Below are 20,641 nucleotides of genomic sequence, written 5' to 3'. Positions count from 1 at the left end.
ACAAACTGGATGGCGTATTTGACGGAGAGCCTAAATTCAAGCTCCATGACGAATTCCAGGCCAGCGCTAAAACTGCCAAAAAAGGAAAATAGAGATGACTAGACTGCAAAAAGGATCAATTGGTACTTTATTGACAGGAGCCCTGCTGGGGATAGTATTGGTGGCTGTGGTTTTTGGTGGAGAAGCTGCATTATCAACCGAAGAATTTTGTACCAGCTGTCACTCCATGAGTTATCCGCAAGCTGAACTGAAGCAATCCACCCACTATGGTGCGCTGGGAATTAATCCAACTTGTAAAGACTGTCATATTCCACAAGGAATAGAAAATTTCCATCTGGCAGTAATGACTCACGCAGTTGATGGCGCCAGAGAACTTTGGCTGGAGATGGTCAATGACTATTCCACCCTGGAGAAGTTCAATGAAAGAAGAGGGGAAATGGCACATGATGCCCGGATGAACCTCAAGAAATGGGATAGCATCACCTGCCGTACCTGTCACGTAAAACCAGCTCCTCCGGGAGAAAGCGCTCAGGCGGAACATAAGAAAATGGAAACTGAAGGGGCGACCTGTATAGATTGTCATCAAAATCTGGTACATGAAGAAGCGCCGATGACGGATTTGAATGCAAGTCTTGCTGCGGGCAAGCTGGTATTGAAGCCGGAAGAGGGTGACGATGGCGATGATGCTGACGATGAGGATGAAGAAGAAGTCGAGGTGGAAATTGAAGAAACTGAAACAACTGACGACAGCGACTCCGCTTCCTCTAGCAATCATGATGACGATAGCGATGATGAGTAAGTAGTTTACGTCAGATTGAGGTGTATAGAGCTGCAAGCTACATTCTCCCTGAAGCTGAATCAGGATACGAGATGTAGCTTGCAGTGTTGCTTTGGTTTTCTGTTAAATAAAGATATGCAGGTTTGTTAACTTGTTAATCTTTGCGAGTTCGATTGCCAGCTCTTTGGGGCTGTTGGCTGGTTAAGATCGGTGGGCTGAGCACAGTAATGTCCCGTTGCTTGCGGTGAGTGCTTTATTTAGGTTGGTGGTAAGGAATACAATGAGTAGTAAGCTTTATATCAAAACATTTGGCTGCCAGATGAATGAATACGATTCAGCCAAAATGGCTGATATTCTTTTATCGGAAAAGAGTATGGAGCTGACTGAAATACCTGAAGAAGCCGATTTAATTCTGTTTAATACTTGCTCAGTTCGCGAAAAAGCGCAGGAAAAAGTTTTTCATGATCTGGGGCGCGTACGGCACCTTAAAAATAACAAGCCTGATTTGTTGATTGGTGTTGGCGGATGTGTGGCCAGCCAGGAAGGTTCGGAGATAGTCAGGCGTGCTCCATTTGTAGATCTGGTATTTGGTCCGCAAACATTACACAGATTGCCCGAGTTGATTGATGCTCGCAGGCGTACAGGCCAGTCACAGGTTGACATTACCTTTCCAGAAATAGAAAAATTTGATCGTTTACCACCTGCCCGCACAACAGGAGCAACTGCTTTTGTATCAATTATGGAAGGATGCAGTAAGTACTGCAGCTTTTGTGTTGTTCCTTATACCCGGGGAGAGGAAGTTTCTAGGCCGTTGGATGATGTTCTGACCGAAGTGGCCGGGCTTGTGATTCAAGGGGTCAAGGAAGTTACTCTGCTCGGACAAAATGTGAATGCTTATTACGATAAGACAAGCGGAGAAGAGGATATAGATTTTGCTACGCTACTGGATTATATTCATGAAATTCCAGGCTTGGTGCGTATCCGGTATACAACTTCCCATCCGAGAGAATTTACAGCCCGATTGATTGAAGTGTATCAGCGATTACCGAAGTTGGTTGGTCATGTGCACTTGCCCGTACAATCCGGATCAGACAGGGTTCTGGCTGCGATGAAACGAGGTTATACAATAATTGAGTATAAATCTATTATTCGTAAATTACGTACGCTTCGTCCAAATATATCAATATCATCGGATTTTATTGTCGGATTTCCGGGAGAAACGGATGCTGATTTTGAAGAGACGATGAAACTGATTGATGATGTGAAATTTGATGAATCTTTTAGTTTTATTTATAGCCCGCGTCCAGGAACACCTGCCTCAGATTTACCGGATGACATGCCCTATCGGGTAAAACTAGCCAGGCTGCATCAGTTGCAGGAAAAAATACAGCTCAATGCGCAAACGATCAGTCAGAGTATGGTTAATACTATCCAGCGTGTTTTGGTAGAGGGCCCATCAAAAAAAGATCCAAATGAATTTTGTGGAAGAACGGACAATAACCGGGTAGTCAATTTTGCTGGGCACGCTGGTTTGGTGGGAGGCTTTGTTGATATCAAGATAACAGCAGTCTCATCGCATACGTTACGCGGTGAAATTTCTGATATGCAATGAACAGTTTTGTTATGGCCAATTTGTTGCTCAGCTTGATTACAGCTAGAGTTTGAACGCTGCGATGACGTTTTCGGTAGAATCGAAACCTGAATCTGTTGAATTGACGTTTTCATCCACAAATAATGAACGCTTGATCAACCTTTGCGGGGTATTAGATGAAAATCTCAAACAGATTGAATCCGCCTTTGATGTGATCATTTCACGCAGAGGCGCCCACTTCAGACTTCATGGTCCTATAAGTCAAACCAATCTTGCAGTCTCGGCATTGAAAAAATTCTATGAAGAATCGGATAATTATCTCGATATTGAGCAGATACAGCTAGGATTAGTAGAAATCAGAAATACTGCTTCCCCATCTATTACTATGAATCCAGACAGAGTTGCAGAAAAGCTCAACTCGACACCTTTGCAACTTCTAACTCGTCGCGGCAATATTCAAGGCCGTACTGTTCGACAGACGGATTATCTTTATCAAATTAGAGAGCATGATGTTACTTTTGGTATTGGGCCAGCGGGCACGGGGAAGACCTATCTTGCTGTTGCCTGTGCGGTGGATGCATTGGAGCGGGAGCTGGTTGGCCGAATTATTCTAGTGCGCCCAGCCGTAGAGGCGGGAGAAAGATTAGGGTTTTTGCCAGGAGATATGGTACAGAAGGTGGATCCCTATTTACGGCCACTTTATGATGCTTTGTATGACTTAATGGGGTTTGAAAAAGTTAACAGATATTTCGAAAAAAGTACTATTGAAATTGCACCACTAGCTTTCATGCGTGGCCGCACTCTCAATCAATCATTCATTATTTTGGACGAGGCGCAAAATACAACTCCTGAACAGATGAAAATGTTTTTGACGCGTATCGGTTTTGGCTCTAAAGCGGTAATTACAGGAGATATAACACAAATAGATTTGCCCAAGCATCAGAAGAGTGGTTTGGTTGAAGCTGAACAAGTACTAAAAAGAGTAAGTGGAATAGCGTTTACACATTTTAAAACTGACGATGTAGTTCGGCATCCACTGGTTCAACGTATAGTGGATGCCTACGAAAAATATGTCTCTGATAAAGAACCTCAATGAATTTTCTAGTTGTGGGAAGACGCTTAAATTGACGGTGCAGTTTGCGGTAGATAAAACTAATATCCCGGGCAGGCAACTGTTTCGTAAATGGGCCACGGCTGCGTTAAATAAGCCGGCCGAAATTGTTATTCGTATCGTTGGTATGCAGGAAGGTGAAGTGCTTAATCGCAAGTTTCGTGGTAAGGACTCTGCAACTAACGTATTGACGTTTGTGTATAGTGATGATGTTCCACTTCTTGGTGATATCGTGCTGTGCGCCCCTGTAATTTTCAGAGAGGCAGAACAGCAAAGTAAAGATCTGGTAGCACACTATGCGCATCTTACTGTCCATGGCGTTTTACATTTGCAGGGATATGATCATATCAGCGACAAAGATGCCGTTGTTATGGAATCTCTCGAAACAAAGATTATCACCAGGCTCAATTATCCTGACCCTTATGTCATTCAGCAGTGAAATGATATAAGCGGACCAGACAATTTTTTTATTCCCGATATATACATTTCATGAACGAAACCTCCTCCAAAGCTGGTTGGCTTGAGCATATCAGTACATTACTTTCACGCAAACCGGAAGATCGTGAACAGTTGATTGCTTTACTGCATTCAGCTTATGAGCGTAATCTGCTCGATGCGGATGCGCTGGCTATGATTGAAGGAGTGATGCAAGTCTCGGAAATGCAAGTTCGTGATGTTATGGTTCCTCGTTCGCAAATGGATACGATTGATATCAACGAAAAACCTGATGAGGTTATTCCATTTGTGATTGAGACTGCCCATTCACGATTTCCTGTTACGGATGGGAGCAAAGACCAGGTTATTGGTGTTTTACTGGCAAAGGATTTATTACGCTATTACTCAAGCAGAGAAGCATTCAACATACGGGATATACTGCGCTCGGTGGTATATATACCAGAATCTAAAAGACTTAATATTCTTCTCAAGGATTTTCGCAGCAATCGTAACCATATTGCTATTGTCGTCGATGAATATGGCGGTGTGGCTGGGCTTGTTACGATTGAAGATGTGTTGGAGCAGATTGTTGGAGATATTGAGGACGAATATGACTTTGACGAGGATGACGCATACATTGTTGCGGATACGGACGGTCATTACCGTGTCAAGGCAATTGCAGAAATATCAAGTTTTAATGAAACTTTGGGTGCATCATTCAGTGATAAAGACTTTGATACGATTGGCGGTCTTGTTATTGGCAAATTTGGCAGGCTTCCTGAGAACGGGGAATTAATTGTCATAGGAGATTTCAGTTTCACCGTTATGAGAGCGGATAGTCGTCGTTTGCATTTGTTAAAAGTGGAACGTATTAAACCTGAGTTGACTAATACTGCAGATTCATAAGATTAATCCAGCCTTTGCAGTAAATATGACCGAATTTATGCTAAATGATTATTTTGGATCAGGCCGAAGAAGAAATACCCTCAGCTATATAAAAACTTCACACTAATTTTATAATTTATTGAAAGTCAAAAATAAAACCGGAACAGAAGGTTACGAATTGATAAATAGAGTTAATTTACATTTTTCTTATCCCGGTAGCCAAGAAAAATGAGTGATCGTGAAATCGATCAACAGTTGGTAGAACGGGTACAGCAAGGCGATAAACGTGCCTTTGATCTGCTGGTTATTAAATATCAGCGACGACTCGCGCGCTTGCTGTCCCGATTTGTTCGGGATCCAGCTGAAGTAGAAGATATTACTCAGGAAACCTTTATTAAGGCCTATCGGGCATTAGCTTCGTTTCGCGGTGATAGTGCCTTTTATACTTGGTTGTATCGAATTGGAGTTAATACAGCCAAGAATTTTCTGGTATCACAAGGCCGTAAGCAGCCCGTAACCATTACTGGATTTGATGCTGAAGACGCGGAGAATTTCGAAGGAGCTGATCAGCTTCGGGAAGTGAATACGCCTGAAAGTGAACTTATGGGAAAACAGGTTGCCCAAACCGTAAATCAGGCACTAGAAGCTTTGCCCGAAGAATTACGAACGGCGATTACTCTCAGGGAGATTGAAGGATTAAGCTATGAAGAGATTGCCGATATTATGAATTGTCCAATTGGTACAGTACGATCCCGGATATTCAGGGCACGTGAGGCGGTGGCTGACAAACTGCGTCCTTTGTTAGGCACTGACAAGAGTAAAAGATGGTAATAAGAGGTGAAATGTGAGAAAGAAAATATCTGAATTAATGGATGGTGAGCTTGAGGATACGGATGCAGTTACGATCATTAATGCTGTGAAAAGTGATGACAATCTGTTTTCTGACTGGGAGGTTTATCATGTGATTAGGGATTCACTACACCAATCCATTGTTAGCATAGATCTTTCAGAAAAGATCAGAAATAAACTGATTGATGAGCCACTGTTGCTGGTGCCTTACGCGCATAAAAATCGCCAGAATCGTAAACAAAAACTGCTGGGATTCTCGGTTGCTGCTTCGATTACAGTGTTGTCAGCCGGATGGTTGATATTTCAGTCTATAGAGCAGCATGAAACAACACTTAAAGAAGTTTATGTGACTGAAAAAATGAATGACAGGGCTATACCTGTCAGCGAGCAGCGCTCGTTAGCTACTTTTCAGCCGGCTCCCTCGTATTCATTTCCTTCTATTTCTACAAACAATAATTATCCCCTGATCTACAGAGGGGTAACATATGAGGGTGCTGCCCGTTATCCATCTGCCGGGGTATCTCCAACTGTTGGACCAATCCGGGCAGAGCCTTTCACGCCTGCTGAGTAACGTGAATCATAAGTTTATAAAGTATTGTTCTAATAATGTAGAAGCTGATGTTCTGTCTTTTTATAAATAGAAAGAACTTGTGAGCAATTGATGTGGCGATATTTTGACTACAGCAACGTGGGCTTACTTCTGTAAGCGCCGATAATTCTTATTATGATTGTATATTTATCATCATGATCTCTCAAAGCAACCCCTACCCAAACACAGGATTAATATTGATCGTGGCTACGATTAAAAATACATGGCAAAAGATAGCATTCATAATTTTCCTGTGTTGGTCCGTGTTTATGCTACCCGTTTCGTTGCAGGCAAAAGATTTACCAGATTTTACTGATCTGGTAGAAAGGCACGGACAGGCGGTTGTCAATATCAGTACAGTTCAGACTCAGCAGATTGGGGTTGGTCAACTTCTACCAGAAATTCCTAATATTCCGGAAGATTCTCCTTTCTATGAATTTTTTCGCAGGCATATCCAACCTTTCTCAGGCCCGAGAAAGTATGAATCTCGTTCACTTGGTTCAGGTTTTATTATCAGTAAAGATGGATATATCCTGACCAATGCACATGTGGTTGAGGCGGCCAATGAAATTACTGTCCGGTTGACAGATAAGCGTGAATTCAGTGCAAAAGTAATTGGAGCTGATCAAAAAACGGATATTGCATTGCTTAAAATAGATGCAAATGATCTGCCGGTAGTGACCCAAGGTAATCCTGAGCAACTTAAGGTTGGAGAATGGGTGGTTGCCATTGGAGCTCCCTTTGGTTTCGAGAATACGGTTACAGCGGGGATCGTGAGTGCAAAAGGACGTTCACTTGCCCAGGAAAGCTATGTTCCTTTTATACAAACTGATGTGGCAATTAATCCGGGTAATTCAGGTGGACCACTGTTTAATATGAAGGGTGAGGTCGTGGGTATCAACTCCCAGATTTATAGCAGAACGGGTGGATTTATGGGTCTTTCCTTTGCCATTCCGATTGATGTCGCGATGGATATTGCCGATCAACTCAAGGCCTACGGCAAGATCTCACGCGGAAAGATTGGCGTCATGATACAAGAAATGACGGATGAGTTGGCCGAGTCTTTCAGTCTAGACAAGTCACGCGGTGCGCTGGTGGTTTCAGTGGAAAAAGGCGGGCCGGCTGACAAAGCAGGCATAAAGATAAGAGACGTTATTCTGAAATTTGACGGCGAAGATATTGAGGCTTCAAGTGATTTGCCACGCATTGTTGGAAACACGAAACCTGGTTCCAAGGTGCCTGTTGAAATATGGCGTAGTGGTTCGGTCAAAAAAATGACTGTTTCAGTAGGAGAAATGCCTGCAGATAGCAATATTGTTAATCAGAAACAAAGCAAATCGGGAGATGCGAGCAGTCGGCTTGGTCTTATTCTAAAGGAGCTTTCTGCTAACCAGAAAAATCAGCTTGGTATAGAGAGTGGTTTGCTGGTTGATGATGTTTATGACGGAATAGCTAGTAGCTCAGGTATCCGCCCCGGAGATATTATCTTGGGATTCAATAATCAGGATATAAAATCCATCAAACAGTTCAATAAGCTGCTGAATGATGCTCCAAAAGGCCGGAATATTGCGCTCTTAATAAGAAGAGGAGATGTTGCAACTTTCATCACCATAAAAATAGATGAATAATCGGATGGAGCTCAAAAAATTAATTGTATATGGGAGAGAAGGCTGCCATCTTTGTGAGGATATGATTGCTTCCCTCGGTGATCTGCAAAAGGAATTTCAGTTTGAGTTTGCAGTGATCAATATTGATAAAGATGAGAATTTGACCCGGTTATATAGTGAGCGTGTTCCGGTTCTGTTTGCTGTAAAAGAGAAAAAAGAGCTGTGTCACTATTTTCTTGATTCAGAGGTGTTTAACGCTTATTTCGTCTGAATTCTAACTTTTTGCTGGTTTAATTTGCTCAAGCAGATTAAGTTATCTTCTCTATAAAAGATCCGTTCTCATATCTTCTTGTTATTGTTTCAACATAGAGATAATGCGGGAGCTGAGTAGATTGCTACTCATTTGGTTTATTTAGCAAATTCCCTCGTTGTCTTCATGATTGTCAAGTATACGGAATTGCTTCATCTGTTCTGGCTGCTCCGGGAAATCTATCTTCCTCCTGCTGATTTGTATACAATCGCTTCTTTTGTCTATGGCTTCCGCCAATTCTCCTGCCAACCGGTGATTTTTTTTGATACAGCACATTCGTAATTTTTCTATTATTGCACATATTGATCATGGCAAATCCACGCTTGCTGATCGCATTATTCAGTTTTGCGGAGGTCTCTCTGATCGGGAAATGGAAGCTCAGGTACTCGATTCGATGGATCTGGAACGCGAACGCGGCATTACGATAAAGGCACAAACCGCTGCCTTGCATTACCAGGCCAAAGATGGTGTAAATTATTTGCTGAATTTGATCGATACACCAGGACATGTTGATTTTTCATACGAAGTGTCCCGCTCACTATCTGCTTGCGAAGGTGCTCTGCTGGTTGTCGATGCTTCTCAAGGTGTTGAAGCGCAGACTGTTGCAAACTGCTATACCGCAATCGAACAAGGCGTCGAGGTTATTCCAGTACTGAACAAGATCGATCTGCCTGCTGCTGATCCTGATAGAGTGATTACTGAAATAGAAGACATTATCGGAATTGAGGCCAGGAGTGCTCTGCATATTAGTGCTAAAACTGGTGAAGGGATAAGTGAAGTCCTGGAAATGATCGTGGCACGGATTCCACCTCCAGAAGGGGAAATTGATGCGCCGCTCAGGGCGCTCATAATAGATTCCTGGTTTGACAGTTATGTGGGCGTTGTGATGCTGGTTCGAGTGATGGATGGCGTGTTGAAACCAGGCAGCAAGCTCCTGCTGATGTCCAATAAAGCAAGCTATTTATGTGAAGAAGTGGGTACTTTTCAGCCGAAGGCGGTTAACCGTGAGTCCCTGAGTGCCGGAGAGGTTGGTTTCGTAATTTCCGGGATTAAGGATTTAAAGTCTGCCAAAGTGGGAGATACGGTAACGCTGGCTGATCGTCCTGCCAGTGAGCCTCTGGATGGATTCAAGGAAATCAAGCCACAGGTCTTTGCTGGACTGTATCCGGTCGAATCCAATCAATATGACGCATTGCGGGCAGCATTGGAGAAGTTGCAGTTGAATGATGCTTCTTTGCACTTTGAGCCAGAAACTTCTCAGGCGCTGGGTTTCGGTTTCCGTTGCGGATTCCTCGGGTTATTGCATCTGGATATTGTTCAGGAACGACTGGAGCGGGAATATGATATGGATCTTATTACCACTGCGCCGACAGTGGTTTATCAGGTTATCCTGCGTGATGGCAAGATTGTGGAGATTGAGAACCCTTCCAGACTGCCAGAACTGTCCAGCATAGAAGAAATCAGGGAGCCTGTTATTACTGCAACCATCTTGGTTCCCGAGGAATATGTTGGCACGGTGATGACATTGTGTACCGGTAAACGCGGAGTTCAGGAAAATATGCAGTATATGGGCAGGCAGGTCATGCTTGTTTATGAACTGCCTCTAAACGAGGTGGTAATGGATTTTTTTGATAAGTTGAAATCTGTAAGCCGTGGTTATGCTTCGCTTGATTACGAATTCAAGGAATTCAGAGCGGCTGATCTGGTTAAGCTCGACATACTGATCAATAATGAACGGGTGGATGCCTTATCCCTGATTGTGCATCGCGCCAGCAGTCAACAACGTGGGCGGGAGCTAGCGCAGAAAATGCGTGAGCTTATTCCGCGACAAATGTTTGATATTGCGGTGCAGGCAGCTATAGGTGCCCATATTGTGGCGCGTGAAAATGTCAAGGCATTACGTAAAAATGTACTGGCGAAGTGCTACGGTGGAGATATTACGCGTAAACGCAAGCTGCTGGAAAAACAGAAAGCAGGGAAAAAACGCATGAAACGGGTCGGTAATGTTGAAATTCCACAAGCAGCGTTTCTTGCTATCCTTCAGGTGGATGGTAAGTAAACAATACTGATGAATGAGGTGTTTAATATGTTGATCAGTATATCTTTAGATCAGATAAGTACCGAGGTACTATGAATTTTCCTTTGGTGTTGCTTGTTTTATTGGTGGTTACAGGTGGAATTTGGTTGCTTGATTATTTAATACTGCGACACCAGCGTACTCCTGATAATGTTGAGCCATGGTGGATTGAGTACCCTAAAAGTTTTTTCCCCATTATTCTAGTTGTATTTTGTTTGAGATCGTTTCTGGTAGAGCCTTTTAAAATACCTTCCGGTTCCATGATACCGACCTTGCTGGTGGGGGATTTTATATTGGTTAACAAGTACACCTACGGGATCAGATTGCCTGTAGCAAACCTGAAAATTATCAATATGAATGAGCCCAAACGAGGCGAGGTCATGGTATTCCGCTTTCCAGAAGATCCATCTATCGACTACATCAAGCGGGTGATTGGTATACCAGGGGATACGGTGACCTACCGAAATAAACAGCTGAGTATCAATGATGTTCCCATTCGATTGGAGCCAGCCGGCGACTACAAGTATATTGAATCCGGCTTGGCATATATTTATACACAGCGGTTTAAGGAGAGCATGGATGGTAACGAGTATAATGTATTGATTAATAAGGAAATGCCTGATATACAATTATCCGCTGTCCATCATTTTCCCAACCGGGAAAATTGTACTTTTGACCGAACAGGTTTCTCATGCAAAATCCCGGAAGGTAATTATTTTACTTTAGGTGATAATCGCGATGGCAGCAGTGATAGCCGCTATTGGGGGTTTGTGCCAGAAGATCATATTGTTGGTAAAGCTTTCCTGATCTGGTGGAATTTTAATGATCTGAGCAGGATAGGTACGCTAATCAAGTAATGATTTGAATCTTTAGTATGCCGCAGGAGACATTTATGTATTCATCATTATATTCCTCGACAAACAGAGGGCAGCAAGGGATAAGTCTACCCGGGCTACTGACATGGTCTGTAGCAATTATACTGATGGCCATTCTGGGGATGAGATTGATCCCTTCTTTCATTGAGTTTGCTGCTGTCAAGCGAGCGTTAGTGACAATTGCCAGTGACTCCGAGCTGCGGGATGCGGGTGCTCGTGAAATACGTTTGGCTTTTGATAAACGTGCTGCTGTGGATGATATAAAATCCGTAAACGGGAGTGATATTGTTATCAGAAAGCAGGACGAGCAGCTAATATTGAACATTAGTTACATAGTTAAAAAGCCTTTATTTGCAAACCTTTCGCTACTGATCGATTTCGATGCAGCCAGTGATCGATGACCAGATCCAAATTTACTTCGCAAGGCATAAAGAGTAAACATACAAAAAAATTGAAAAAACAGGATTACACTGTTTTTTCCCAAAAACTGGGCTATACCTTCAAACAACCTGATTTGCTTCAGGAGGCATTGACTCATCGCAGCCTCGGTTTTCCGAATAATGAACGTCTTGAGTTTCTTGGGGATAGTGTGCTGAACTGTGCGGTATCAACGCTACTGTTCAAACGTTTCCTGCTATTGCCGGAAGGAGATTTGACAAGATTACGTGCAAATTTCGTCAACCAAGACGCTTTGCATCAACTTGCATCTGCTCTGGGTATTGGCGAATTAATTTTACTTGGTGATGGCGAGCGCAAGAGTGGTGGGCATCAACGCCCCTCTATTTTGGCGAATGCAATGGAAGCCATTATCGGAGCAATCTATCTCGAAAGTGGATTTGAAAAAGTTGATCAGGTGATTGTTGCGCTCTATGATCCTCTGTTAAAGCAGCTGGATCCTGATGTTTTTGGTAAAGATCCCAAGACTCTGTTACAAGAATATCTGCAGAGTCGGAAAGTGGATTTGCCTGAGTACAGCATGCTTTTGACACGTGGCGATGCACATGCGCAGATCTTTCATGTGGAATGCGCCATTCCCGAATTTGCTATTCGCACAAGTGGTGAAGGAACCAGTCGTCGTCGAGCTGAACAGGAAGCTGCACGTCGAGCTTATAAACTTGCTGTAGTGAGACATTAGAGCAACCTCATATCCATCGTAACCTTATACATTTCTTTGAACAACCTGAGTTCTCTTCATCCAGGCAGAACTTTATTATGAGCGCATCTGGTTACAAAGCGGGCTATATATCTATTGTGGGGCGCCCCAATGTTGGTAAATCAACCCTGTTGAATCATTTGATTAAACAAAAGATCAGCATTACTTCCAGAAAAGCGCAAACCACCCGTCATCGGATTCATGGAATATTGACAGATGTACAATCACAATTTATTTTTGTAGATACGCCCGGTTTTCAGATGCGTCATCGCAGCCAGCTTAATCAGGTAATGAACCGGGTTGTTCTGCAAAGTATGCAGGATGTGGATGTCATCTTGTTCGTACTTGAGGCTGGGCGGTTTGGCCGAGAAGATGAGCAGGTTCTTGAGCAATTGCCTGGGAATCTTCCTGTGATTCTGGTGATAAACAAAATTGATTTACTACCGGATAAACTACAATTGCTCCCATTCATACAAAAAATGGCTGATTTGTTCAATTTTGCAGATATTGTTCCAGCAAGTGCATTGCAAAACAGACAGTTATCGGATCTGACTGAAGCTGTTCGTCACTATTTGCCTGAAAATCCACCTGTGTTTGCTGAAGATGAAATTACAGATCGCAGTGAACGGTTTTTGGCAGCGGAATTACTGCGCGAAAAAGTTTTTCGGCAAATCGGTGAAGAGGTACCTTACTCGGTTAGTGTGATCATCGAACAGTTCGCTGTGGAAGGCAATTTGCGACGTATCCATGCCTGTATTCTGGTGGAGAGAGAGAACCAGAAAGCTATCATTATAGGCAAGCAGGGGAAAAAACTGAAGGATATGGCTACGCAGGCACGTAAGGACATGGAGGTGCTGTTTGATGGCAAAGTCTATCTGGAGGTATGGGTCAAGGTAAAATCTGGCTGGGCAGATGATGCTGTTGCGCTGAAGAGTATGGGGTATGAATAGGAAGAAAAATTGTCGTTGCAGATTATCTGGCACATGCCCCAACCGGGTTTGTAGATCAGCTGATTTGTAAAAGATTAAAAAAGCAATTTAAAACGACTGGGAGAACTGAATAATCATGATAGCTCTGGGTGTCAATATCGATCATATTGCAACGGTGCGGCAGGCACGAGGTACGGTTTATCCCAGTCCGGTCGAGGCAGCTCTGGTTGCCGAGGAATCTGGAGCGGATGCAATTACGTTACATTTGCGTGAAGATCGGCGTCATATCCAGGAAGAGGATGTGATAATTCTGCGAGAACAGCTTAAAACCCGGATGAACCTGGAAAGTGCTGTAACAGAAGAAATGATCTCTTTTGCTTGCAAAATTAAACCGCATGATATCTGTCTGGTGCCGGAGCGTCGTGAAGAGCTGACTACTGAAGGTGGGTTGGATGTGATTCGGCACTTCGAGCAGGTAAGTGCCGCGTGCAAGCGCCTCACAGAAGCTGGAATTCGTGTTTCTCTGTTTGTTGATGCACGAGCTGATCAGATTGATGCAGCAGTCAGGGGAGGGGCGCCAGTGATTGAGCTGCATACCGGCCATTATGCAGATGCTGCAACGCCTGAGGCACAACAGGCTGAACTGGAAACAATCTGCAGTATGGCGGCCTATGCATTTAGTCAGGGATTACAGGTGAATGCTGGGCACAGCCTGCATTATCAGAACACCACGCCAATTGCATCCATCCCGGAGATAACCGAATTGAATATCGGCCATGCTATTGTCGCCCGGGCACTGTTTGTTGGTTTTGCCCAAGCTGTACGGGAAATGAAAACGCTGATACAAAAGGCGCGTGCATGATATATGGGATTGGTACCGATCTGGTTGATCTTGCCCGTATTGCGGGGTCGCTGGAGCGTTACGGAGAAAGATTTGCCAGACGCGTGTTGGCATATTCTGAGTGGTCAGAATATGTGAAACATACCAGGCCGGAAGTGTTTCTGGCAAAGCGTTTTGCTGCCAAGGAGGCTTTTTCCAAGGCAGTGGGCACAGGTTTGCGCGCCCCTGTCATGTTCGGGAATATTGCCGTTCAGCATGATACGCAGGGGAAACCTTATTTTCAATTTCATCAGGAACTGACTGATTGGATAGGACAGCGCGGTATTGTCAGTCATCATCTTTCCATTAGTGATGAGCTAACACTGGCAAGCGCCTTTGTGGTATTAGAAAAATAAATATGTTTCTTGGCCCGTTGATGCTCGACATAGTGGGCACAACGTTAACTGAAACGGATCGTGTTCGGTTGAGTCACCCGCTTGTTGGTGGCGTTATTCTGTTTGCACGAAATTATGAATCACCAGCACAGCTATCTGAATTAACCGCATCCATTCATGCATTGCGTTCTCCTCCTCTATTGATTGCTGTGGATCAGGAAGGTGGCAGGGTACAGCGTTTCCATAACGGCTTTACGCGTTTGCCGCCAATGCGCACGCTGGGAGAAATCCAGGACAGAAATCCGGATCTGGCGCTTCATCTGGCTCGACAGATTGGTTATGTACTGGCTGCAGAGCTCAAGGCTTGTGGGGTTGATGTAAGTTTTACACCTGTACTTGATCTTGATTACGAACAAAGTAGTGTGATTGGTGATCGTGCTTTTTGTCGTGAGCCACAAGTTGTTGCTGAACTGGCTCATGCCTTGATGAGTGGTTTGCAGTCGGCGGGAATGGTGGCGGTAGGTAAACATTTCCCTGGCCATGGTGCAATCCGGGCGGATACCCATATTGAAACTGCTATTGATTCTCGCTATTACACGGATATTGAAAAGAAAGATCTGATCCCTTTCCGCCGGATGATTGATGCAGGGCTTTCCGGCATCATGGTCGCGCATGTTATTTATCCGGCCATTGATCCGAACCCGGCAGGTTTTTCCAGCAAGTGGCTGAGGGATATTTTGCGGAACGAGCTGGGATTTGGGGGTTGCGTTTTCAGTGATGACCTGTGTATGCAGGCTGCCAGAAATTATGGCAGTATCACTCGCCGGGCGGAGCAAGCCTTGCAAGCAGGATGCAACATGATATTGATATGTAACGATCCTGATTCGGCAGACGAATTGTTGGCATCTCTACAATGGGAATTTTGGGCTGTTGATACGGCCAGGTTGGAACATATGCGTGGGCAGCAAACAGTTCATTCCATGGCGCAGTTGCATGAAATGGAGCGATTCATTCGGGCGACAGAAGAGATCAGCAGAATCAGTCTGGCCAATATCAACGTATCCGTGTGAGAATTGAATTTTTATCGTTCCGGGGTAATTCAGACCGGATTTCTCAACGAGCAATTTTTGTCACTTAATTGATATGGATAATATATTCGATGTAGCAGTTATCGGCGCGGGGCCTGGCGGCTATGTAGCAGCTATCCGCTGTGCGCAGCTCGGGCTCAACACAATATGTATTGATGACTGGAAGAATGAGCAGGGCAGATCAAGCTTGGGGGGTACCTGCCTTAACGTGGGCTGTATTCCTTCCAAAGCACTGCTTGAGTCTTCCGAGAATTTCGCGCGTGCGGGACATAAATTTGCGGAACACGGCATTAAGCTGGATGGATTATCGATAGATGTTCCAGCCATGATTGCTCGCAAAGATAAGATCGTCAAAGCCTTTACTGGCGGGATTGGCATGCTGTTCAAGAAAAATAAAGTGACTGCCTTGCATGGTTGTGGCGTACTGCAAAAGCGCGGTAACGACGATGATGGCTGGGAAATACGAGTAAAGACAGACGAGAAGGAGCAGTCGGTACGCGCCAGGCATGTCATCATCGCGACAGGTTCTGTTCCTCGCTCTCTGACAGTAGCGCCAGTTGACGAGGTTAATGTACTTGATAATGCAGGCGCTCTGGCGTTGCAACAAACTCCTGGGAAACTTGCCATTATCGGTGCAGGGGTGATTGGCTTGGAACTCGGAAGTGTCTGGCGCAGGCTGGGAGCAGAAGTAACAATACTGGAAGCTCAAACTGATTTCCTGCCAGCAGCAGATGAACAAGTCGCAAAGGAAGCATACAAGGCGTTGACGCGCGAAACCGGACTTGTCATTCATACCGGGGTTGAGATTAAATCAACTCATGCGGGCAAGGATAATGTGAAAATAGAATATGCCGATCGTGACAAGAACGTACAGAGCCTGAAGGTTGACAAACTCATCGTGGCTGTGGGGCGTGTTCCCAATACTGTAGGTTTGGGAGCTGAAGAAGCAGGATTACAGCTGGATGAGCGCGGGTATATTGGCGTGGATAAATTTTGCCGAACCAGTTTGCAAGATGTATATGCAATTGGAGATGTTGTAAGAGGGCCAATGCTGGCGCATAAGGCTTCTGAAGAAGGGGTTGCTGTTGCGGAGCGGATAGCGTCAAACCAGCAAGGAGCATCCGATTCAACTGCGCATATTGATCTCGGAATGATGCCATGGGTGATTTATACTGCACCGGAGATTGCCTGGGTGGGAAAAACCGAACAGGCGCTGAAGGCAGAAGGTGTTGCCTACAAGACAGGGCAGTTTCCGTTCATGGCTAACGGACGTGCTCGCGCACTAGGGGAAACAGCAGGGTTTGTTAAAGTTCTGGCGGATGCAGAAAGTGATCGTATCCTCGGCGTGCATATGGTAGGTCCTTATGTATCTGAAATGATTGCCGAAGCTGTGGTCGCTATGGAGTTTTCTGCTAGTAGCGAGGATCTGGCGCGTATCGTACACGCTCATCCATCACTTTCCGAATCGCTGCATGAAGCTGCATTAGGTGTGGCTAAACGAACCATTCATATCTGATTTTCGAAATGCTGGTCTGGATTTTCTGGGAATAAACGGTATGAAACTGCTGTTTCTTGGTTTGCTGCTGATCCCGGTGTCTGTATTTGCAGCAGCGGACAATGGGAAACAGATTCTTGACATGGAAGCTGCCATTGCGCAACAGCAACAGGAGCAGCAGATTTTGTTCCAGCAGTTTCAAATGCTTCAGGAATTGCGACGCCACGAGATCACGCAGGACGATCAAGTCGCCCCGGCCGGAAGTGACATGATTACCAGTGGCGAAGCGCCAAAGTATGAGGATTTGGCCGAACAGCGTAAGGAACGTACCGAAAGGATACACCGTTATACGGATGAGCTGAACGAACTCTACACGCGCTATCAGGAAACAGAAAATGAAAGACGAGCGCTAATCGAACAGCTGAACGGGTTGAAACCGGGTGAAGATACTTCAGCAGAATAAAAGAAATAATATACGGATAAACTGGCGCTAAAAACGAAAAACTCGTTATCTTGCGACAATTCTCTGGTTATTTTTTCTGAGCCAAAAAATTAATGAGATTGTTTCTAATTTATCAGGAGGTTACTAATGAATTTTAAAAAAATGACCGATGAGGAACTGATATCCACCCGGGATGAGGTCGATGCATGGTGTGCCAGGCATACTCAATCAATCTGGAGCGGGCGTAAAGGGTATGCGGTAGGGTTGCTCGGTGTCTTTGGTGTTTCAACTGGAATCGTGTTTTTGCTGTTTGATGGCTTTGAACCAGTAAGCTTAGTACCTATCCTGCTGGGAGGTGTTGTCTGCTTAATGTGGTACAAAGTAAAACAACAACATAAAAATAACAGTAATTTTCTGGAAGGAGTCAAAGAAGAGATCACTCGGCGTACAAAGAAAACTGAGAAGGCTACAAAAAAATAGATTTTGGGAAATCCATGTTGCAATTGAGTTCAGGGGAGCTCAAGCGATAATTGCGAGATATCTGCTCTGGGTATTCGGACAGGTAGAGAAAGACGCAGAGTGTGTAAAACCTTCCGGGCCGTTGCACGGCAGACTGTCAATTTTCCCCCGTAGATTCCCACAACCCGAGGGTATTTCGGATGATCACATTGCAGATATGTTTCACGTGAGCGATTAAAAGGGGTGCTCCCGGACTCCGGTAGTATACGCAGGCCGGCAAAGCGCTCCCGGATTGTGATGTAGTGATCCGGGAAATAATAACGAAAACAACCAAGCAGATAGACCTCTTCTGTCATCAGAGGAGATACCTTCTCAGGTTCTCCTTTGAATACCGTCTCGGTTGTACCCAACAAAATATGTTGTTTCCATGGCAAGGCAAAAATAGCTCTCCGATCCTGTGGTGATTCAAGGTAATAACAGCCCCTATTCAGTTGTCCGTTTAGCACCAGATGAGTACCTTGTACCAGCTCTATCGGGTAGGCTGGTGGGGGAGGTGAGATGCGTTCTGCTACTTGGTTGATCCAGGGGCCGGCAGCATTGATGAGTACACTCGCCGTACATTGATAAGCCTGATTATTTTCCAAAAATTCAATTTCACAGGTGTCTCCGGAAATTCTGGCACGAGTGAATTCTGCCGGGCAGCGTAATTCTGCGCCTAGTGATAAGGCAGAATGCATGATTGCCCGGGTAAGCGCCTGATCATCAGTCTGAGCATCCCAATACTGGAAGACATGTTTGAGTCCGCGCGTGGAGAGGCCGTCTAATTCTCCCCATTTTCTCTGGGGTATGGAGCAAAAGCCGGCACCTTTGCCGAATCCCGCCAGTAGAGCGTAAAGACTGAGTCCTGCACGAATGGTTAGTGAGTCACGCGATGCCTGTTGGTAAATAGGAAGATAAAAGGGTTGCAATCTGATCAGTGAAGGAGCAAGACGCAGCAGTTCTGCGCGTTCCTTCAGACTTTCCCGCACCAGGCCGAATTGGCCACTTTCCAGATAACGTAGGCCACCATGAATCAATTTACTTGAACGGCTCGAAGTACCCGCTGCCAAAGCAGTTTTTTCCAGCACCAGTACGCTGTAGCCACGTGCAGCCGCCGCTTGTGCAACAGCAACGCCTTGAATTCCTCCTCCAACAATTATGAGGTCGTAATGATTGGTTGCAGACATGGCCCCGGTTCAAGATGCAAGTAAAGTACCAATAGTGTCGGTTTCAATCAGTGTAATGCCGGCCTTTGCATAGTCGAACGCTGTGTTGTAATCATCAACTGTGTAAATTACCCATTGCCATGATCCGGGCCAGAGCTGATCCAGATTTTCAGGTAGACAACGGATGCTGCTAAACAAGTAATCTGGCTGTAGGCGTGCGGCCATGGTTGACTGCTTGTCTGTCCAATCTTCAATAATCCAGCCAACTCTGTATATCTGACGTGATTTGATCAGCGCTATCGCTTCCCAGTCGAAGGAAATCAGGACGCATTGTTCACGCACCGAGTCAATAATTGGAAGAATTGCAGCTATCGTCTTGCTCAAACCAAGCCGGGCAATACTTTCAGATTTGATTTCAATAAATGCAGTAACTTGAGAGTGTTGTACCAAATACTGACAAAATTCTGCCAGGCGAGGAATCGGAGCAGATCTTGTGGAGTCTGGGTAAGGAATCGTCAGTATGTCGATTTCATCATCCCTCAGCTCGGTTAAATAAGCATTGTATCCAGTTAACCGTCTGAGATTATCGTCATGACAGAGGTATGGAGTAAGTTGGCAGCTTAGTTGAATATCAATTTCAATATAATGAGCGCCCGCCTGGATTGCTGCTTGAATTCCGGGCATGGAATTTTCCGGATACAATGCGGGATATCCCCGATGAGCAACGAAACTAGGAATATTATGCGCCATAGCAGAAGAGTCAATTTGATTTCCGATAGAGTTTACTCTCTATCCCATTGGATTGCGATGCCGCCCGGTAAAGAATGGGCTGTTCAGGAACCATTCAGTTTCAGGAGGATATGATGTACAAAAAAGATGCCCCTTTTAGTATAGTTCTGCCGGTTCTGATTGCAGCCGTTTTATTGATTCCGTTTGTAATGAATTTTCTTGCGCATGCTTGGTTTGGGGAGAGGCATTTTCCTCCGCTCGTAATGATGAAACTACCTGCAGATAGTTCGATAATTACCTTGCCGCGTGAGGTAAAGCAATTTAAGCCTTTTGAAATCACGCTGCGACTGGATACCAAAGAGCTGGCGCTGCGTATCAATGATATGGTTAAGAAATCACTTCCTGGAACTGAATTGCAGGATATTCATGGTGAGGTTTTTCCTGAGATGCGTGCCGGGATAACCGGCGATGAGTTTTCTATTAATCCACCGGAGCCGCAGGCTCAATTTTTTTCCGGCCAGGATGAGACGCACTGGTCGTGGATCATCACGCCGGAGGAAGAGGGACGTTACGAACTGTCGCTCAAACTGTATCTGCAGACAACTGAAACAACTCATGAGCATCCACAGATTGTCGATTTGGCTGGAATCCAGCTATTTGTGAAAAAGAATCCGCAAGCATGGATGCGCACCTACGGCATCTGGTATATGGCCCTCATGTTGTTAATAGCAGGATGGTGGTGGAAAAAACGCCAGATAAAAAGACGGAAATCAGATCAGGACGCTTCTGATTAAAGACCACATGAATGCGTACTGTATT

The 20,641-nt window shown here is 44.8% G+C and carries 23 protein-coding genes and 1 pseudogene; 22 read left to right on the top strand and 2 right to left on the bottom strand.

Translation table 11 applies throughout. The features are described from left to right. The 21 genes and pseudogenes from BM331_RS11605 to BM331_RS05545 all read left to right on the top strand — a co-directional run. Nucleotides 1-92, top strand: a pseudogene (locus BM331_RS11605) (cytochrome C554); the annotation flags it as partial. Nucleotides 93-94: 2 nt separating this feature from the next. Further along, nucleotides 95-799: a NapC/NirT family cytochrome c gene (locus BM331_RS05640; protein WP_074927819.1), complete on the top strand. Its 705-nt coding sequence runs from the start codon at nt 95-97 to the stop codon at nt 797-799. A 259-nt stretch (nt 800-1,058) separates the two neighbouring features. Then, nucleotides 1,059-2,390, top strand: coding sequence for a tRNA (N6-isopentenyl adenosine(37)-C2)-methylthiotransferase MiaB (miaB, locus tag BM331_RS05635; RefSeq protein ID WP_074927817.1), 1,332 nt, complete (start codon nt 1,059-1,061; stop codon nt 2,388-2,390). 61 nt (nt 2,391-2,451) lie between these two features. After that, complete coding sequence (locus tag BM331_RS05630) at nt 2,452-3,465, top strand: PhoH family protein (protein WP_074927816.1); 1,014 nt, start codon at nt 2,452-2,454, stop codon at nt 3,463-3,465. Beyond that, nucleotides 3,440-3,919, top strand: coding sequence for an rRNA maturation RNase YbeY (gene ybeY, locus BM331_RS05625; protein ID WP_074927814.1), 480 nt, complete (start codon nt 3,440-3,442; stop codon nt 3,917-3,919). The genes BM331_RS05630 and ybeY overlap by 26 nt, the downstream gene beginning before the upstream one ends. Nucleotides 3,920-3,969: 50 nt before the next feature. After that, a complete protein-coding gene (locus BM331_RS05620; RefSeq protein WP_074927813.1) occupies nt 3,970-4,821 on the top strand; it encodes an HlyC/CorC family transporter in 852 nt (283 codons plus the stop codon). Between the two features lie 207 nt (nt 4,822-5,028). After that, on the top strand, nt 5,029-5,631 hold the full coding sequence (rpoE, locus tag BM331_RS05615; RefSeq protein WP_074927811.1) for an RNA polymerase sigma factor RpoE: 603 nt from the start codon (nt 5,029-5,031) through the stop codon (nt 5,629-5,631). Nucleotides 5,632-5,644: 13 nt separating this feature from the next. Then, entirely contained in the window at nt 5,645-6,220 is a 576-nt protein-coding gene (locus BM331_RS05610) for a sigma-E factor negative regulatory protein (RefSeq protein WP_074927809.1), read from the top strand. 287 nt (nt 6,221-6,507) lie between these two features. Next, on the top strand, nt 6,508-7,866 hold the full coding sequence (locus BM331_RS05605; protein WP_074927855.1) for a DegQ family serine endoprotease: 1,359 nt from the start codon (nt 6,508-6,510) through the stop codon (nt 7,864-7,866). Between the two features lie 4 nt (nt 7,867-7,870). After that, a complete protein-coding gene (locus BM331_RS05600) occupies nt 7,871-8,116 on the top strand; it encodes a glutaredoxin family protein (protein ID WP_256214827.1) in 246 nt (81 codons plus the stop codon). Between the two features lie 301 nt (nt 8,117-8,417). Next, on the top strand, nt 8,418-10,214 hold the full coding sequence (gene lepA, locus BM331_RS05595; protein WP_177217839.1) for a translation elongation factor 4: 1,797 nt from the start codon (nt 8,418-8,420) through the stop codon (nt 10,212-10,214). Between the two features lie 71 nt (nt 10,215-10,285). Continuing rightward, nucleotides 10,286-11,089 (top strand): signal peptidase I, encoded by an 804-nt coding sequence (gene lepB / locus BM331_RS05590; protein WP_074927805.1) that lies wholly within the window; start codon nt 10,286-10,288, stop codon nt 11,087-11,089. 35 nt (nt 11,090-11,124) lie between these two features. Continuing rightward, nucleotides 11,125-11,508 (top strand): DUF4845 domain-containing protein, encoded by a 384-nt coding sequence (locus BM331_RS05585; RefSeq protein WP_074927803.1) that lies wholly within the window; start codon nt 11,125-11,127, stop codon nt 11,506-11,508. After that, nucleotides 11,505-12,242, top strand: a complete 738-nt coding sequence (gene rnc / locus BM331_RS05580; RefSeq protein ID WP_083414692.1) for a ribonuclease III — start codon at nt 11,505-11,507, stop codon at nt 12,240-12,242. The genes BM331_RS05585 and rnc overlap by 4 nt, the downstream gene beginning before the upstream one ends. Nucleotides 12,243-12,319: 77 nt before the next feature. Further along, nucleotides 12,320-13,210 carry a GTPase Era gene (era, locus tag BM331_RS05575; protein WP_074927801.1) on the top strand — a complete coding sequence of 297 codons (891 nt, stop codon included), beginning with the start codon at nt 12,320-12,322 and terminating at the stop codon, nt 13,208-13,210. A 115-nt stretch (nt 13,211-13,325) separates the two neighbouring features. Next, nucleotides 13,326-14,051, top strand: a complete 726-nt coding sequence (pdxJ, locus tag BM331_RS05570) for a pyridoxine 5'-phosphate synthase (RefSeq protein ID WP_074927800.1) — start codon at nt 13,326-13,328, stop codon at nt 14,049-14,051. After that, on the top strand, nt 14,048-14,425 hold the full coding sequence (gene acpS, locus BM331_RS05565) for a holo-ACP synthase (protein ID WP_074927798.1): 378 nt from the start codon (nt 14,048-14,050) through the stop codon (nt 14,423-14,425). Before pdxJ ends, acpS begins: the two co-directional genes overlap by 4 nt. A 2-nt stretch (nt 14,426-14,427) precedes the next feature. Then, nucleotides 14,428-15,474 carry a beta-N-acetylhexosaminidase gene (gene nagZ / locus BM331_RS05560; RefSeq protein WP_074927796.1) on the top strand — a complete coding sequence of 349 codons (1,047 nt, stop codon included), beginning with the start codon at nt 14,428-14,430 and terminating at the stop codon, nt 15,472-15,474. Nucleotides 15,475-15,547: 73 nt separating this feature from the next. Next, on the top strand, nt 15,548-17,008 hold the full coding sequence (gene lpdA, locus BM331_RS05555) for a dihydrolipoyl dehydrogenase (RefSeq protein ID WP_074927794.1): 1,461 nt from the start codon (nt 15,548-15,550) through the stop codon (nt 17,006-17,008). Nucleotides 17,009-17,048: 40 nt separating this feature from the next. Next, complete coding sequence (locus tag BM331_RS05550) at nt 17,049-17,450, top strand: hypothetical protein (protein WP_074927793.1); 402 nt, start codon at nt 17,049-17,051, stop codon at nt 17,448-17,450. 126 nt (nt 17,451-17,576) lie between these two features. Further along, complete coding sequence (locus BM331_RS05545; protein ID WP_074927791.1) at nt 17,577-17,909, top strand: hypothetical protein; 333 nt, start codon at nt 17,577-17,579, stop codon at nt 17,907-17,909. Nucleotides 17,910-17,938: 29 nt separating this feature from the next. Here BM331_RS05545 and BM331_RS05540 read toward each other — a convergent pair whose 3' ends face one another. Together BM331_RS05540 and BM331_RS05535 are read right to left on the bottom strand one after the other, a co-directional pair. Beyond that, on the bottom strand, nt 17,939-19,114 hold the full coding sequence (locus BM331_RS05540; RefSeq protein WP_074927789.1) for an FAD-dependent oxidoreductase: 1,176 nt from the start codon (nt 19,112-19,114) through the stop codon (nt 17,939-17,941). Nucleotides 19,115-19,123: 9 nt separating this feature from the next. Beyond that, complete coding sequence (locus BM331_RS05535; protein ID WP_074927788.1) at nt 19,124-19,843, bottom strand: glycerophosphodiester phosphodiesterase family protein; 720 nt, start codon at nt 19,841-19,843, stop codon at nt 19,124-19,126. 242 nt (nt 19,844-20,085) lie between these two features. Here BM331_RS05535 and BM331_RS05530 point away from each other — a divergent pair, with 242 nt between their 5' ends. Then, on the top strand, nt 20,086-20,616 hold the full coding sequence (locus BM331_RS05530) for a hypothetical protein (protein WP_256214826.1): 531 nt from the start codon (nt 20,086-20,088) through the stop codon (nt 20,614-20,616). Nucleotides 20,617-20,641: the final 25 nt, after the last annotated feature.

This window comes from Nitrosomonas eutropha, from assembly GCF_900116685.1.
GTDB lineage: Bacteria > Pseudomonadota > Gammaproteobacteria > Burkholderiales > Nitrosomonadaceae > Nitrosomonas > Nitrosomonas eutropha_A.
The sequence above is the reverse complement of the archived record's forward strand: the minus strand, read 5'-3'. Positions and strand labels throughout refer to the sequence as shown.

Excerpts from the sequence above, each read along its gene's own strand:
- BM331_RS05640 (WP_074927819.1), top strand. The coding sequence starts at position 95 with ATGACTAGACTGCAAAAAGGATCAATTGGTACTTTATTGACAGGAGCC.
- miaB (WP_074927817.1), top strand. The coding sequence starts at position 1,059 with ATGAGTAGTAAGCTTTATATCAAAACATTTGGCTGCCAGATGAATGAA.
- BM331_RS05630 (WP_074927816.1), top strand. The coding sequence starts at position 2,452 with ATGACGTTTTCGGTAGAATCGAAACCTGAATCTGTTGAATTGACGTTT.
- ybeY (WP_074927814.1), top strand. The coding sequence starts at position 3,440 with ATGTCTCTGATAAAGAACCTCAATGAATTTTCTAGTTGTGGGAAGACG.
- BM331_RS05620 (WP_074927813.1), top strand. The coding sequence starts at position 3,970 with ATGAACGAAACCTCCTCCAAAGCTGGTTGGCTTGAGCATATCAGTACA.
- rpoE (WP_074927811.1), top strand. The coding sequence starts at position 5,029 with ATGAGTGATCGTGAAATCGATCAACAGTTGGTAGAACGGGTACAGCAA.
- BM331_RS05605 (WP_074927855.1), top strand. The coding sequence starts at position 6,508 with ATGCTACCCGTTTCGTTGCAGGCAAAAGATTTACCAGATTTTACTGAT.
- BM331_RS05600 (WP_256214827.1), top strand. The coding sequence starts at position 7,871 with ATGGAGCTCAAAAAATTAATTGTATATGGGAGAGAAGGCTGCCATCTT.
- lepB (WP_074927805.1), top strand. The coding sequence starts at position 10,286 with ATGAATTTTCCTTTGGTGTTGCTTGTTTTATTGGTGGTTACAGGTGGA.
- BM331_RS05585 (WP_074927803.1), top strand. The coding sequence starts at position 11,125 with ATGTATTCATCATTATATTCCTCGACAAACAGAGGGCAGCAAGGGATA.
- rnc (WP_083414692.1), top strand. The coding sequence starts at position 11,505 with ATGACCAGATCCAAATTTACTTCGCAAGGCATAAAGAGTAAACATACA.
- era (WP_074927801.1), top strand. The coding sequence starts at position 12,320 with ATGAGCGCATCTGGTTACAAAGCGGGCTATATATCTATTGTGGGGCGC.
- pdxJ (WP_074927800.1), top strand. The coding sequence starts at position 13,326 with ATGATAGCTCTGGGTGTCAATATCGATCATATTGCAACGGTGCGGCAG.
- acpS (WP_074927798.1), top strand. The coding sequence starts at position 14,048 with ATGATATATGGGATTGGTACCGATCTGGTTGATCTTGCCCGTATTGCG.
- nagZ (WP_074927796.1), top strand. The coding sequence starts at position 14,428 with ATGTTTCTTGGCCCGTTGATGCTCGACATAGTGGGCACAACGTTAACT.
- lpdA (WP_074927794.1), top strand. The coding sequence starts at position 15,548 with ATGGATAATATATTCGATGTAGCAGTTATCGGCGCGGGGCCTGGCGGC.
- BM331_RS05550 (WP_074927793.1), top strand. The coding sequence starts at position 17,049 with ATGAAACTGCTGTTTCTTGGTTTGCTGCTGATCCCGGTGTCTGTATTT.
- BM331_RS05545 (WP_074927791.1), top strand. The coding sequence starts at position 17,577 with ATGAATTTTAAAAAAATGACCGATGAGGAACTGATATCCACCCGGGAT.
- BM331_RS05540 (WP_074927789.1), bottom strand. The coding sequence starts at position 19,114 with ATGTCTGCAACCAATCATTACGACCTCATAATTGTTGGAGGAGGAATT.
- BM331_RS05535 (WP_074927788.1), bottom strand. The coding sequence starts at position 19,843 with ATGGCGCATAATATTCCTAGTTTCGTTGCTCATCGGGGATATCCCGCA.
- BM331_RS05530 (WP_256214826.1), top strand. The coding sequence starts at position 20,086 with ATGATGAAACTACCTGCAGATAGTTCGATAATTACCTTGCCGCGTGAG.